Source organism: Chryseobacterium sp. JV558 (assembly GCF_033712365.1).
Lineage (GTDB): Bacteria > Bacteroidota > Bacteroidia > Flavobacteriales > Weeksellaceae > Chryseobacterium.
The window spans coordinates 91918-106324 of the sequence record NZ_WJHU01000010.1 but is presented as its reverse complement, the minus strand read 5'-3'; the positions used below and the strand labels follow the sequence as shown (position 1 = coordinate 106324).

Below are 14407 nucleotides of genomic sequence, written 5' to 3'. Positions count from 1 at the left end.
GCTTTTTCTACAGCCTCTATTACAAAACCCATAACGGCACTTCTTTGCCATATCCTTGAAGAGAAAGGGCTGATTAATTTGAATGATCCTATAGATAAGTATTTAAAACGCTGGCATCTGCCAAAAAGCAAGTTTACTGAAAATAACAGCCCCACCTGGAAACAGTTTTTTAATCATACTTCAGGGACAAGTCAAGGTGGATTTTCAGATTATTATGCAGGAGATAAAATTCCCACTATAAAAGAAAGTCTTCTAGGGCAGATCCCGGGATACGGTAAGGAAATTGAATTTCTATTCACACCAGGAACTGATTTTGCATATAGCGGAGGCGGCTATGTGATTGTTCAAATGGCGTTAGAAGATACTTTGAATAAATCTATTGCAGAACTTGCTCAGGAATATATCTTTTCACCCCTTGGTATGAAGAATACTACCATGATACAGCCTAATGAAAAGGGATTTCCAACGAATGTTGCTTCTGTTCATGATAAAGACGCAAAAGTTATTAAAACAGGCTTGCCAATTACCCCACAGGTTGGAGCATCAGGAGTATGGTCTACCCCTACAGATCTGGCTAAGCTTTCTATTGAGATACAAAATGCTTTACGCAATAAAAATAACAAAGTGATTTCTCATCAGGTTGCCCAAAAAGTAGCAGAAGTAACGGCTTTGAAAAATGCTGTCAGCGGATGGGGTAATGGGTGGCAGAGATCTGTAGCTTATAACAACTATGACTGGTTGATGTGCAGTGGTTCTAATACAGGAGTTGGAGGGAGTATTTTTGCGACTATGAAAGATGGTAATGGATTTGTAGTTCTTGCGAATGGTGAAAAACCTAATCGTATCCCGGTAATAAACCAGACAAGGATAAAAATTCTGGAATTAATGGATTGGAATAATAAGCGGGCAGATAAAAAGGCACAGGAGATTCCGGTAAGCGTAAAAAAGCAACTCATCGGTACATACAACGACTTTCTTTATGGACAAGGAGCGGATACAAAAATTGTAGAAAGAAACAATCGTCTGTATGTTGAAAATCAGTTTTTAGACTATTTTAAAGGAAAAAATGACAATGAATTGATATATCTGGAAAATGGACTTTTTGCCATTGTAGATTATCCGAATCTATTAAAATTCGATTTCAGCAATGGAAAGCTAAGCACTGTTATCTTAACGAGAGATACACTGGAGACAAAGATTGATATCACCAGCAAAAATAAATAAATGCCCGTTTCACATGAAAAAATTACTGACCGGAATCGTTCTTTTTCATTCCCTGTTATCGTACGCACAGAAGGATGATAAAACAATCGTTCTTTCTGAAATTACAGAAAAAGTGAAGCGTTATTATATTGATCAGGAAGCTTATAAAAAAGTAGATTCGTCATTTCAAAGTGACCTTAAAAAAGGAATATTTAAGAAGTTGAATAAAAACGATTTTGCAGCGCTTCTGGCTCGGAAGCTGAGATCGGATATAAAAGACTACCATTTTTCTTTCAGATATCTGGAAAACTATAGCCCTGAAAAGGTGGTGGATGAGAAAGAAAAAGAAAAACTGCATGATTTCCACAACAGTCTTGAGAATTTTGGTTTTGAAAGTGTTCAGCGATTGGAGGGGAATATAGGATATATTAATTATAAAGGGTTTGCTTCCTCAAAGTCCAGTGCGCCTACCTTGGCTGCTGCCATGAATTTTGTTGCCAATACCAACTCCCTGATTATTGATCTCAGAGAAAATGAAGGTGGAGATAATGAAATGCTTCTTCTGTTCTGCAGTTATTTTTTTGATAAAAAAACAGACCTTTATACAACCTATTTCAGACATGAGGATAAAACTGTGGTGAACAGTACACAACCCTATGTTTTGGGGACAAAATATCTCCATAAAAAAATCTATATCCTTACCAGTGAAAATACTTTTTCTGCAGCAGAAGCGCTTGCTTACTTTTTGCAGCAACATAAACTGGCTGAAGTAATAGGCGAGAAAACACCGGGAGCAGCCAATCCGGTAGATCATTTTGTCATACAAAATCAATATTTATTGCTCGTTCCAACAGGAAAAGTAAGCTCTTTAATAGATCATAAAAACTGGGAACATATTGGTGTGATTCCTGATCAGAAGGTAAAAGCTAAAGATGCTTTAAAAGCCGCTCACCTTACAATTTTAAAAAATATTTTAAAAACAGAAACAAAAACAGAGCTAAGCTCATCCGAAATAAAAAATCTTATTCATAAACTAGAACAATAAATCAACAGAAACTAGTTTTAATACGTTGTTATTATTTGAAAACTTATATTGTGTGTGTTTTTTAATGTGTTAATAAAAGGGACAGGTCTGAAAACAGGCCTGTCCCGATATTATGATCTCTGGAATCTTTTTGGATGACTATTTTAAAATTTGCTGATCATAAAGAAGATGGTCGTCTTCATCAAAACTTATGATCAGTACTTTATATTGTTTAGCACTGTCATTATTAAAAAACTTGATTCTTGGAGGAACATAATCACTGTCAAATAAATTTGGGTTCCAGTATAGTGTTTCCCGGGTGTCATTTTCAATTTTTGCAGGAGCATCATCATCTATCATTTCCACAAGAAACTCCGAAGGTTTATCATATCCTTTGATGATAGCAGAATTGTTCTTTGGCGTTTCTTTTACATTGGTTTTAGATTTCATATTGCCTTTCATGGTGTAGATGGCTACGGCATCACCTATTAATCCTGATCCTTTAATAATTTTTACCATCGCAATATTGTTGACAGGAATGTTTGAAATCATAGTAGGATCAGTAGCTATTTCATCTAAATACAGCTTAGCCTGCTGGCCCCGGATGTAAGGTACATTTATCCCTGAATTATTTCTTTGAAATGTTAGGCCGGCAGCTCTTCCTTGCAGCCAGTCTAGTATATTGGTAGATCCTGCAGCATGCTGATCTTCATTCACAAAATCAAATACAGTAGAGTTTACAGAACTGAACATTCCGGTGGATAGTTGTTTGTCTAACTCTTCTTTCGGATCTTTCTTTTTTCCTACTAATGCTACTTCCTGAATTTGTATATCGTTACTCTCTGTTTTTTTATAATTTTTTTGAGTGTTGATGGCTCTGGAAATGGCTGGAGGAAGGGTTTTGTTTTTAGCCGATTTTACCAATGTATATTTTGTACCCGGGAAATTACCTTTAAATTCTGAGGGATTTACCAACGGTTCTACAGTAACGAATAAATTATCAGTATTCGATTCTTTATTTTCTGAATTTACAAATAATGAAACATTCACAGGTTCATCATTGTTAAGATTATTTAAATAAACATACCCGTTTTGATCTGTTTTAAATTGATTAAAGGCAGGTTCATTTTTACCTAGCTGCAATACTAAATTTACGTCAGAATTGATCAGGAGAGCATTGTTTTTAATAGGTTTTACTCTGTAGGAAAGATATTGCTGAGATTTGGTTTTAATGGTAGGAGCAGTGCCGCTGAGTACGGAATTCCAGTCGAATCTTTTCCAGTTTTCAGAAATAAGCAGAGCATCCAGCGCTTCACTATTGGCATTTTTAGAAAAATACTGTGCAGGGCTGTCTATTCTTGTCGTAAAATCTCCCGTTAACCAAAGTGCGCTCAGAATGTTTTCTTCTTCCGGAGTTTGGATACCGTCATCATCACTCACCACAACAGTATAATTTTTGAAATAAGATTCCGGAGAAAGATCTATGCTGTTGAAAGCTCTTGGAGTTGGTTTTAAACTCTGACCTACTATTTCTGCTTTTTCAATCTTTAAATCCCCCGGTTTTATAAAGCAGAGTCTTTGGGCTACAAGGTTGTCCTGCTCATCAAAAACTGCTAATTGTAAAACACCGTTGGCTCCATTGCTGATCTTTGTAGGAATAAGACTTGAAGCTTCATTGGTTAAATGGTTGATATTTGCTCTGTAAGCAAGATGGTTATTGATAAGTCCTACAATTTTATACCCCTGAAGCTGCTGTTTTAGATTAACGCCTTTTAAGGTATACTTGATTCCTTCTTTAGAACTGAAAATTTCTACATTCAGACCGCTGTCTGCAGCCTGTGGAAGATCTATTGTCTGGCTTTTTCCAGTATTATCCTGGATGACAGCCTGGTATTTTTTTCCTGATGCAGGAGTTATTGTAAAAGAAGCAACATTTTTATCAAAAAATTTGAATGTAGTGACGGGCGTTTTTGGATTTTGTACATCAATTATTTTTCCGGTCCAGCTTTCAGGCAAAGAAGAGTTGGCAGATAGTCTTACTGCGAATTTGGTCGGCATCCCGTTGATGAAAGTCCCACCTTCCGGAAAGGCTTTTGCAGACCAATCTGAATTTTTAGAAATTACTAATGATTCTGTGGAATTGGGGTTGTATACCGGAAGTGTTTTAACGATCTGAAAATCTTCATTAAAATTGGTCATGTAAGGCGTATAAGCTCTCACAAAATAAACCTGTTCAGGAAGGTCTTCTTTCAGTTGGAAATCTCCGCTGCCTTCACCATTCGTAAGAAGTACCGTTTTCCAGTCTATTAATTTTTTATCAGCATTGTACAATTCTACAAATAGAGTAGTGGATAATGCAGAACGGTTATAACCGTCAAATACAAAACTTTTGAACCATATTTTGTCACCGGCGGCATATTGTGATTTGTCAGTAAGCAAGTATACTTTTTCCTGTTCATAATTATCCTCAAGATTGGTAATTGCTTTTTCTAATTTGGTTTGTGCCAGTACAGGCTGTGCCATTGAAATAAGCAAGACATAGAATATATTTTTCATAGAAATCTCAGCGCATTTTAATTCTGGGCTAATTTAATCATTTAAAGACTTCGGAAAAGGTTAAAAACTTATAATTATCCAATTTCAAGAGTATTTCTTTCAGATTTTGAAGCGAGGTTTTTTAACAGTAAAATCTGGCGGTTATTTTTTTCAAAAAAGACGCTGATAAAACAGTTTGATCCAGAGAAAATAGTCCGGAGCAGGGTAGTGCTTCATTAATAAAATAAGATGTGGTACGTTAAAATCGTAAATAAAACCTATCTTTAATTAAGTGAATTGGAGAAGCTTATAGGGACGTGGAAAGTAATTCCGGTGTCGGCAAGATAGTTGTACTCAATGAACAACCAAACCAAAATATAAACTATGAATGTACAGTTAAAACAGGATTGTCATTTAAAAAATGACGGTACCGATAATTTCGGTTCGGACGTTTTAAAAGGCTTGTCCGCTCATCCGAAAAAATTATCTTCAAAATATTTTTACGACAAAACAGGCGACCATCTCTTCCAGCAGATTATGGCCATGCCGGAATATTATCTTACCAATTGTGAGCTGGATATATTTCAGAATAAAACAGAGGAACTTGCAAAAGCGATTTCCAATATCAATGAATCTTTTGACCTGATAGAATTGGGAGCAGGCGATGCGATGAAATCATCTTACCTTCTCAAAAACTTGGTGGAGAAAGGAACTGATTTTACTTATATGCCTATTGATATCTCAGGAAATATTCTTTCTGTATTGCAGGAAAACCTGAAGAAAAATCTGCCTGAACTGGAAATCTTACCATTGGAAGGAGAGTATTTTGATATGCTTGATAAAGCCACCAGTATTTCGAAAAGGAAAAAAGTAGTTCTTTTCTTAGGCGGAAATATAGGGAATATGGAAAGCGAGGAAGCCAGACATTTCTGCAATGAAGTGAAAAGAAAACTGAATGCCGGAGACTTATTTCTCGTAGGCTTTGACCTTAAGAAAAACCCAAACACCATTCTTGCTGCTTACAATGATCCTGCGGGAATTACCGCTTCGTTCAATCTTAATCTTCTGACAAGGATCAACCGGGAGCTGAAAGCTGATTTCAAAGTGGAAAATTTTCAGCATTATCAAAATTACGATCCTATTTCAGGTGCCTGCAGAAGTTTTCTGGTAAGTCTTTGCGATCAGGAAGTTTATATAGGAAATCATTTGTTTCACTTTAAAAAAGATGAGCTGATTGATATGGAAATTTCTCAGAAATTTTCCGAACAGGATATCAAAAAACTGGCAGGAAATTCAGGGTTTCATATTCTTGTTGAGATAAAAGATACTAAAAACTGGTTTGTAGATTCTATCTGGGTGGTATAATTTAAAATGATTTTTATGAAAAAAGAAGCATTACTTGTAAAAGCAAATCCTCATAAAAACTGGATAAAAAGTTACTCTGAAATCAGAAATCATTCCGTTGAGATTTGCAGTCCTTTGGAAATTGAAGACTATGTGGTTCAGCCTATCGTGGATGTGAGTCCTCCGAAATGGCATTTAGGCCATACAACCTGGTTTTTTGAAACCTTTATTTTACAGCCCAATTTTCCGGGGTACGAAGTTTTTGATCCTCAGTATAATTTTGTGTTCAACAGTTATTACGAAACCATCGGTGCCCGTGTTATTCGTACCGACAGGGGAAATCTGAGCCGTCCTTCTGTTTCAGATGTTTTTAAATACCGTGAATATGTAGATCAGAAGATGAATGAATTTCTTCAGAACGGATATCTTACAGAATCGTTGAAATCACTGTTGGAATTAGGCTTAAACCACGAACAGCAGCACCAGGAACTGTTACTCACAGATATCAAATACATTTTAGGGCACAATCCATTATTTCCTGCTTATAAAAAAGAAAATATTACAAATAAAGAAGCTGCCGGAATCCCGGAAATGATCAGTTTTTCGGAAGGAATTTATGAAATCGGTTTTAAAGGTGAAGGGTTCTGTTTTGATAATGAACTCGGAAGGCACAAAATCTATCTGAATGATTTTAAAATCTGCAGCCAGTTAGTGACCAATAGAGAATATTTAGAATTTATTGAAGCCGGAGGCTATGAGGATTTCAGACACTGGCATGCCGAAGGCTGGGATTGGGTAAAGCATAATAATGCAAAATCCCCTTTATACTGGCATTTTATTGATGGGAAATGGATGAATTATACGTTGAACGGTTTACAGGAAATCGACTTAGAAGAAGCGGTGTGCCATATCAGCTTTTTCGAAGCTTCTGCATTTGCTTCATGGAAAGGAAAACGCTTGCCCACCGAAGCTGAATGGGAAGCTGCATCAGAATATTTCGACTGGGGAAAACGCTGGGAGTGGACTAATTCTGGCTATCTTCCATATCCGGGATTTAAAAAAGAAGCAGGAGCTGTAGGAGAATATAACGGGAAATTTATGGTGAATCAAATGGTGCTTCGCGGTGCTTCAGTGGCCACTCCGCCCGGACACAGCAGAAATACCTACCGGAACTTTTTCCAGACTCATTTACAGTGGCAGTATACCGGAATCAGACTTGCACAATAATTTTGCCTATGATTACAGTAGAATCGGTTTTAAAAAGTTTTAATGGGAAAAAAGCGGTTGATGCTATTTCTTTTCAGGCCAATGATAAAGAAATTTTAGTGCTTTTGGGAACAAGCGGCTGCGGAAAAACAACCATGTTGAAAATGATCAACCGCCTCATCGAGGTAGATTCCGGAGCTATTTTGATTGACGGTAAAAATATTCAGTCACAAAAAGTGGAAGAAGTACGCATGGGAATTGGATTTGTCATGCAGCATTCCGGATTATTTCCCCATTATACCATACAACAGAACATAGCCGTTATTCCCGATTTGCTGAAATGGGATAAAAAAAAGACCATTGAAAGAACTCTTGAATTATTGTATAAACTTCATCTTTCAGAAGAGGTGCTGACACGGTTTCCTAGCGAATTAAGCGGCGGACAGCAGCAAAGAGTAGGAATTGCCAGGGCTTTGATTGCGGATTCACCTGTTTTGTTGATGGATGAACCGTTCGGAGCGTTGGATAATATTACCAAAACCGATATTCATTCAGAATTCAAATCACTGGAAGAACTTAAAAATAAAACGATTATTCTGGTTACCCACGATGTTCAGGAAGCATTCGATTTAGGTCATAAAATCTGCCTGATGGATCAAGGGAAAATTATTCAGACCGGAACTCCAAAAGAAATACTGTATCAACCCAACAATGATTTTGTTAAAAATTTCTTTGCTAAGAACCGCCTTTTACTGGAATATAAAGTGGCCAGATTGAAAGATATGACAACTCTGATTGATGGCAGTCGTTTCTATGAAGAACTTCAGTTTTCAGAGAATACAAGTGTATGGGATGCATTGCAAAAGTTGAGTGCAGATACTTCGCTTTCTGAAGATTATGAAAATATGGTTAAGGCTTTTAATGAACACCGAAAATTCCAGACTGTATGAGTGAACAAAATTTTTGGCAGTTTATCACAGAGCAGCATGAGAAATTGCTTACTCAGGTTGTACAGCATCTGGGACTCACTTTTTTGTCTTTGTTTCTGGCGATCATTATTGGAGTGCCTTTAGGGATTCTCATTGCCAGGAAAAGAAAATTATCAGGTTCTGTTTTGGGAATTGCAGGAATTTTACAGACTATTCCCAGTATTGCGCTGCTCGGTTTTATGATTCCTGCTTTCGGGATTGGGGCAACTCCGGCCATTGTTGCATTGCTGATCTACGCACTTTTACCCATCATCAGGAATACTTATACCGGAATAACGGAAGTAGATCCGGCGGTAACTGAAGCTGCAAAAGCAATGGGAATGAATAGAAGACAGTTGCTTTTCAAGGTTCAGCTTCCTTTGGCGATGCCAGTCATTATTGCGGGAATAAGAACAGCAGCGGTTATTAATGTTGGGGTGGCTACTTTAGCTTCATTTGTGGCGGCAGGAGGTTTGGGTGAATTTATTTTTGGCGGAATTTCCCTTAATAATACCAATATGATTCTGGCTGGCGCAATTCCGGCAGCGTTATTGGCTGTTCTTTTAGATCAAACCATCGCAGTTTTACAGAAATTAAGCTACCAGTCTGTAAAGAAATTAAAATATATTGTTCCGGTTGTATTGGCGATTCTTGGGGTCGTTTATTTTTTGGCTTCCGCTTCAAACTATAAGCTTAAGGCAGGTTTTACACCTGAATTTATGGGGCGGCAGGACGGTGATCTTGGGCTTCGTTCGGTATACGGTATTGATGCACAACCTCTGGTGGTAAGTGATGCCATTATGTACAAAGCAGCCTATGAAAAGGAATTGGACCTCATCAGCGGATACTCTACGGACGGACGAATCAAAGCTTTTGATTTGTATGTTCTGGAGGATGATAAGAAGATTTTTCCTCCCTATTTTGCTGCCCCGGTGATCAAAACAAAAACACTGGAAAAATTTCCTGAACTGGAAAAAACATTGAATCTTTTAGCAGGGAAATTTAATGATTCAATCATGACAGATTTGAATTATAAAGCCGATTATCTTAAACAGACTCCTGAGAAAATTGCTAAAGATTTTTTAGTAAGGACAAATCTATATAAAAATCAACGCAAAGGAAATTCCCAAACTATAAAAATCGGATCAAAAATTTTTGGTGAACAGTATATTCTTGCCGAAATTTACAAAATGCTCATTGAAGGCTATACAGATTATAAAGTGGAAACAAAAACAGGGCTTGGCGGAACGAAAATCTGCTTTGATGCTCTGATGAATGATGCGATTGATTTTTATCCTGAATATACGGGAACCGGGCTGCTGGTTTTACTGAAACCTTCGGCAAAAACGATAGAAGAAGTTTCTAAGAGTCCGGAAAAAACATTGGATTATGTCAATCTGGAATTCCGGAAACAATACGGGATTGAATGGCTGAAACCACTCGGTTTTAATAATGCGTATGCTTTGATGATGCGAAGAAAACAGGCGAATGAACTTAACATTAAAAATATTTCAGACCTGAAAAAATATCTGGATTCAAATTAATGATCTTAAACATGAAATACAATTTCGACGAAATCATAGAAAGAAGAGGAAGTCATTCCGTAAAATGGGATTGGGCAAAGGCAGACATCTTACCGATGTGGGTTGCTGATATGGATTTTAAAACTGCTCCGGAAGTGATTCAGGCTATCTCTGAGAAGGTTTCTCATGGTGTTTTCGGATATGGTACTATTCCTAAAAACTTTCATCAGTCCGTCATCGATTGGTGGGAAACAAATCATCATTTTACGATAGAAAAAGACTGGCTTCTGCCTGCAACGGGGATTCTTCCGTCACTTTCGGCGATTGTTCGTACTTTTGTGAAGCCTGATGAAAATATTATTTTGCAGACTCCGGTTTACAATCATTTTTTTACCATTTTAGAAAATTACGGGTGTCATATTGTTTGCAATGATCTGAAATATGAAGCCGGAAATTACACCATCGATTTTGATGATCTTGAAAAGAAAGCTTCTGATCCGAAAACTAAACTTTTGTTGTTCTGCAATCCACATAATCCGGTGGGAAAAGTCTGGACGAGAGAAGATTTGGAGAAAGTAGCTGACATTTGTTCGCGGAACAACGTGATGGTAATTTCTGATGAGATTCATTCCGATTTGATTTTTAATAACCGTCAGCACATTCCTTTTGTTTCGGTCGCTCAGCATTATGAGCTTCAGTCGGTGACCTGTGGTTCTCCATGTAAGACTTTTAATTTTTCAGGGTTGCCAATATCGTATCTGATCTCCCAGGATAAAAATATATTGGAACAGACTCGTAAGACTTTAGAGCTTCAGGAAAATAGCTATCCTAATCCAATTGCCATGGAAGCCTTGATTGCTGCCTATACAAAAGGATATGAATGGAGGGATGAACTTAAAGAATACTTATATCAGAATTTTATATTTCTGAGAAACTTTTGCAGTGAACATCTGCCTGAAATTAAAGTGACTCCTTTGGAAGCAACCTATCTGGTTTGGCTGGATTGCCGTTCATTTGGTAAAACTTCTGATGAACTGTCGAAAATTCTTTTGATGGATGGTAAGGTTTGGCTTAATTCGGGGACGATGTATGGTGAAAATGGGGAAGGTTTCTTGAGAATTAACATCGGTTGTCCAAGGCGGCTTTTGACAGAAGGTCTGGAACGATTGAAGAAAGCTTTGAAGGAATAAAACGGAAAGCCATGAAAATGGTAACCGCAATGAATAACATAAAAAGTAAGCGCCAATTTTTTTACAAGTTGGCGCTTATTGTATTTGGATCATCTGGTTATCGGCTTAACTGTATTTCATAGGTTGTTAGAATATGAAGATTTTAAGCATTAGCGCATCATGAAGTATTGAAAAATACATACAGTAAGTGTGAATTAAGTGAGAATGTGCTGAAAATTAAAATTTTAGACAGAAAAAAATAATCAATATTGAGTGAAAAAAGTGTGTTGAAAGAATATTTTTATTATTTTTATAAAACAAACTAATACATGTAAATAAATGAAAATTATTTATACATAAATATTTATTTAAATATAATATCTTAAAAAATATCCTATTTTATTTTAATAATATAATAAATCTTGTCCATTGATAAGGTTGTCTTTTTATGGATTAAAGATAATGTATTATTAAAATAGATATGGATATAATTAAACTTTAACCATACACTTAAAACCAAATTATTCTCATGGAAAAACAACACAATCACACGCATGGCTGCACCCATTGCTCTTGCCACAATCCTGTTTTGGATGTTCTTAAAGAAGACCTTTTCAGTGCAGAAAATCTTACGAAAATCAATCCCGGTTCCGGAAAAGCGACCTACGAAAAACCTCAAACGCTGATGGTAAGCGGAGGTACTATTCTGCCAATGATTGGTGGATCCACTGGTACCATTGAAGCCATTGGATTTGCAGATGGAAAAGTTGTGGTAACAGGGACAGCAGATCAGGTAGAAAGCTATATGAATGACAAACATTCAGGATTTCAAAGAAAAGAGTTAACGGGTACTCAAACCTTACTTCCTGGTCTGATAGAGCCCCATGTTCATATGATTCCTACGGCAATGATGACTGGCTGGCTGGATTTGAGTCCTTTTGACGGACAGAATTTAAAAGCGATATACGATTTGACTTCTGTTGGAGCCATTATCAACGGACATATTCCTAAAATTCCGGGAGCGGTTATTTTAGGAAGAGGATTGGATCCGTCATTGATGCCTTTTAAGGCAACTGATGGGAAAAAGGAATTAATAACGATTGATAATGTCATTCTTGATACGATTAATCATGATACTCCTATGATGCTGTTAAGTGCTTCTATGCATACCCTTTATCTGAATACTAAGGCATTAGAGTATGTATTTGATCACAATCCGGATATAAAGAACGAGTATAAAACTGTTGACAGGTATATCAGTGAAACGAAAGGTCAGCTGCAGGAAGGTTTGCAGATGACTCCTGCATTGAAGACTATAAAATTGCAGATCATTGCGATGAGCATAGAGATCAACCGTTATCTCACGGAGCTTTTTCACACGGCCAATTCAAGAGGAGTTACTTTTATGTATGATGCGGGGCTTAATAAAGGTTCGGTAACACTTTTAACCAAATATTTTGAGACTCATCCTGAAGTGGTAAGAACGGGTGGGGCACATCTTTGCTCCAATCAGGAAGATGTAGATAAACTGGATCATTATAAAGAACCGGAACACTATAAACCTGTATATTATGGGCATATCAAAGTGGTTTCTGATGGTTCAAACCAGGGATTAACAGGATATCAGAGTGCTCCATACCTGTGCGATCCTGTCAATAATACAGGGGTATTTAATTTTCCGCAGACAGGAATTCCTGCCAATACAATTCCGCCAAGTTATAATACATTAATCAATTCTGTGGTAGCGGTAAAAGGCTGGCCGCTAATGGTTCATGCTAATGGCGATCAGGCGGTAACATTTGCTATCAATGCGTATCAGCGTACTCTGGCTCAATATAAAGGCCCTGAACTTCGTAACCGTATAGAACATTGCTCTCTTCTGACAGCAGATCAGATTACCAATATGCTCCAGATGGGAGTTTCACCAAGTTTCCTTATCGGGCACGTAGGGTACTGGGGATATGCTTTTAAGGAAGTAATATTCGGTGAAAAGGCACAAATGCTTGATCTTTGCGGTTCGACGCTTGCTGCCGGAATGAGAATTACCCTTCACAGTGATAATGAGGTGAGCCCATTAGGTCCTTTGAGAATGATGGAACAATCGATTACCAGAATCATGGAAAAGAATCCAAAGGATATTGAAGTGTTAAACGGTGCGGAACGTATTACTCCTGAACAGGCTTTGATTGCAGTTACTTATGATGCTGCATGGCAATGTTACGCAGACAAGTGGGTGGGATCGTTAGACAATGGGTACTTTGCTGATTTTGTTATACTGGAACAAAACCCTCTTTCGTTAAATACTCCTTCATTACAATATATGAAAATGCGGGACATTCCGGTATTGGAAACCTGGGTAGGCGGTGTATGTGTATATACCTATGATCAGAACAGAAAGACAGAGACCGAAAAAGATATGATTTTTTCAGGGAAACAATAATAAGTTCTGAAAAAAATTAAATAGTTGCTAATCAAATATCAATCAGAGCAGATTATTTCTGCTCTGATTTTATTTTTATTGATAAATATTTATGGGAGAGAAGATTGCCTATTGATGAAAAATAAAACCACAACTTCTTTGTTGTGGTTTTATTGTTATTTGCGTTAAGGAATGTAATGATAAATGCCTTCAAAAAATAAGATATACCTTCCGGGCTGAAATTCTCCATATGAAAACAGATAGATTATATCATCCTTTTTAAGATAATGAATTTCTAATCCCTCTTCAGATACATATTTTTCAATAAAACTGTTTCTTACATTAAATTCACTTTCTCTGACGATGGTATCAAAACTTTCACCATCTATTTCTTTTTTTAAATCTCTTAATGGACTGTTGTAAAAATCAATCAATTTTATTTTTTGATTTTCAATTTCAAAAATTTCTTTTAGGCATTCTTGTTCATCGCCATCAAATAATTTTTGTCTGGTTATTTCGTTTTTTTTGATCATGCTGAATTACTTTATCGTTGTATAATCATCTTTGTTTAATGATTCTTCAAAATTGAGTGTTTTAATCAATATTGAAAGGCGCCATATCTGATTTTGCACCAAGATATTCTATTTGAAAATAATAGGTTTCATCTTGTTTGACATTAAAATTAGCTCCTTTAAAATCGAGAAAAAGGTCATTCTCTATTTCTTCAAGTTTCGCTTTTAATATAAGCTGAGCAGATTCTCTTGTTTCAATTGAAGTTAGATTGGTAACATCATCTATAGGAATCATATAGCTTACTCCTTTATGTAATCTATCCTTATTTTTATCATATAAATAAACTGATTCTCTTACAAGCCCACCCGTATTATTAGACAGGTTTAGCTTTAATGTCTCTTCGGATATATTGAATATATTTACATAGAATATGAATGATTCTCCATCCTTTTCTATTTCTGCATTTACCTTGATTTTAGTCATATTGATTAATACTTACATAA

General features: G+C 36.5%; 11 protein-coding genes. 8 read left to right on the top strand and 3 right to left on the bottom strand.

Features of this window, described 5'->3' with window-relative positions; translation table 11 throughout:
- Positions 1-1224, top strand: a 1224-nt coding sequence (locus GFU89_RS22055; RefSeq protein ID WP_318849174.1) for a serine hydrolase domain-containing protein, incomplete at its 5' end; no start/stop codon positions are given.
- A 13-nt stretch (positions 1225-1237) separates the two neighbouring features.
- The gene (locus tag GFU89_RS22050) at positions 1238-2248 is read left to right on the top strand and encodes a S41 family peptidase (protein WP_318849173.1); all 1011 of its coding nucleotides are present in this window, start codon (positions 1238-1240) and stop codon (positions 2246-2248) included.
- A 138-nt stretch (positions 2249-2386) separates the two neighbouring features.
- On the opposite strand, the gene GFU89_RS22045 is transcribed toward GFU89_RS22050, so the two are convergent.
- Positions 2387-4783: a TonB-dependent receptor plug domain-containing protein gene (locus GFU89_RS22045; protein ID WP_318849172.1), complete on the bottom strand. Its 2397-nt coding sequence runs from the start codon at positions 4781-4783 to the stop codon at positions 2387-2389.
- Between the two features lie 363 nt (positions 4784-5146).
- Here GFU89_RS22045 and egtD point away from each other — a divergent pair, with 363 nt between their 5' ends.
- The 6 genes from egtD to GFU89_RS22015 all read left to right on the top strand — a co-directional run bounded on the left by egtD (position 5147) and on the right by GFU89_RS22015 (position 13412).
- The gene (egtD, locus tag GFU89_RS22040) at positions 5147-6127 is read left to right on the top strand and encodes an L-histidine N(alpha)-methyltransferase (RefSeq protein WP_318849171.1); all 981 of its coding nucleotides are present in this window, start codon (positions 5147-5149) and stop codon (positions 6125-6127) included.
- 15 nt (positions 6128-6142) lie between these two features.
- A complete protein-coding gene (gene egtB / locus GFU89_RS22035; RefSeq protein ID WP_318849170.1) occupies positions 6143-7333 on the top strand; it encodes an ergothioneine biosynthesis protein EgtB in 1191 nt (396 codons plus the stop codon).
- 8 nt (positions 7334-7341) lie between these two features.
- Entirely contained in the window at positions 7342-8262 is a 921-nt protein-coding gene (locus GFU89_RS22030; RefSeq protein ID WP_318849169.1) for an ABC transporter ATP-binding protein, read from the top strand.
- Positions 8259-9824 (top strand): ABC transporter permease/substrate-binding protein, encoded by a 1566-nt coding sequence (locus GFU89_RS22025; RefSeq protein ID WP_318849168.1) that lies wholly within the window; start codon positions 8259-8261, stop codon positions 9822-9824. Before GFU89_RS22030 ends, GFU89_RS22025 begins: the two co-directional genes overlap by 4 nt.
- 11 nt (positions 9825-9835) lie before the next feature.
- Positions 9836-10993, top strand: a complete 1158-nt coding sequence (locus GFU89_RS22020; RefSeq protein ID WP_318849167.1) for a MalY/PatB family protein — start codon at positions 9836-9838, stop codon at positions 10991-10993.
- A gap of 508 nt (positions 10994-11501) precedes the next feature.
- Entirely contained in the window at positions 11502-13412 is a 1911-nt protein-coding gene (locus GFU89_RS22015) for an amidohydrolase (RefSeq protein ID WP_318849166.1), read from the top strand.
- A gap of 164 nt (positions 13413-13576) precedes the next feature.
- Here GFU89_RS22015 and GFU89_RS22010 read toward each other — a convergent pair whose 3' ends face one another.
- Together GFU89_RS22010 and GFU89_RS22005 are read right to left on the bottom strand one after the other, a co-directional pair.
- Entirely contained in the window at positions 13577-13924 is a 348-nt protein-coding gene (locus tag GFU89_RS22010; protein WP_318849165.1) for a hypothetical protein, read from the bottom strand.
- 61 nt (positions 13925-13985) lie between these two features.
- Positions 13986-14387, bottom strand: coding sequence for a hypothetical protein (locus GFU89_RS22005; protein WP_318849164.1), 402 nt, complete (start codon positions 14385-14387; stop codon positions 13986-13988).
- Positions 14388-14407 lie beyond the last annotated feature (20 nt).

Bases quoted from the DNA above. Each gene is read 5' to 3' on its own strand.
- GFU89_RS22025 (WP_318849168.1), top strand. From the start codon at position 8,259: ATGAGTGAACAAAATTTTTGGCAGTTTATCACAGAGCAGCATGAGAAA.
- GFU89_RS22050 (WP_318849173.1), top strand. From the start codon at position 1,238: ATGAAAAAATTACTGACCGGAATCGTTCTTTTTCATTCCCTGTTATCG.
- GFU89_RS22005 (WP_318849164.1), bottom strand. From the start codon at position 14,387: ATGACTAAAATCAAGGTAAATGCAGAAATAGAAAAGGATGGAGAATCA.
- GFU89_RS22020 (WP_318849167.1), top strand. From the start codon at position 9,836: ATGAAATACAATTTCGACGAAATCATAGAAAGAAGAGGAAGTCATTCC.
- egtD (WP_318849171.1), top strand. From the start codon at position 5,147: ATGAATGTACAGTTAAAACAGGATTGTCATTTAAAAAATGACGGTACC.
- GFU89_RS22045 (WP_318849172.1), bottom strand. From the start codon at position 4,783: ATGAAAAATATATTCTATGTCTTGCTTATTTCAATGGCACAGCCTGTA.
- GFU89_RS22015 (WP_318849166.1), top strand. From the start codon at position 11,502: ATGGAAAAACAACACAATCACACGCATGGCTGCACCCATTGCTCTTGC.
- egtB (WP_318849170.1), top strand. From the start codon at position 6,143: ATGAAAAAAGAAGCATTACTTGTAAAAGCAAATCCTCATAAAAACTGG.
- GFU89_RS22030 (WP_318849169.1), top strand. From the start codon at position 7,342: ATGATTACAGTAGAATCGGTTTTAAAAAGTTTTAATGGGAAAAAAGCG.
- GFU89_RS22010 (WP_318849165.1), bottom strand. From the start codon at position 13,924: ATGATCAAAAAAAACGAAATAACCAGACAAAAATTATTTGATGGCGAT.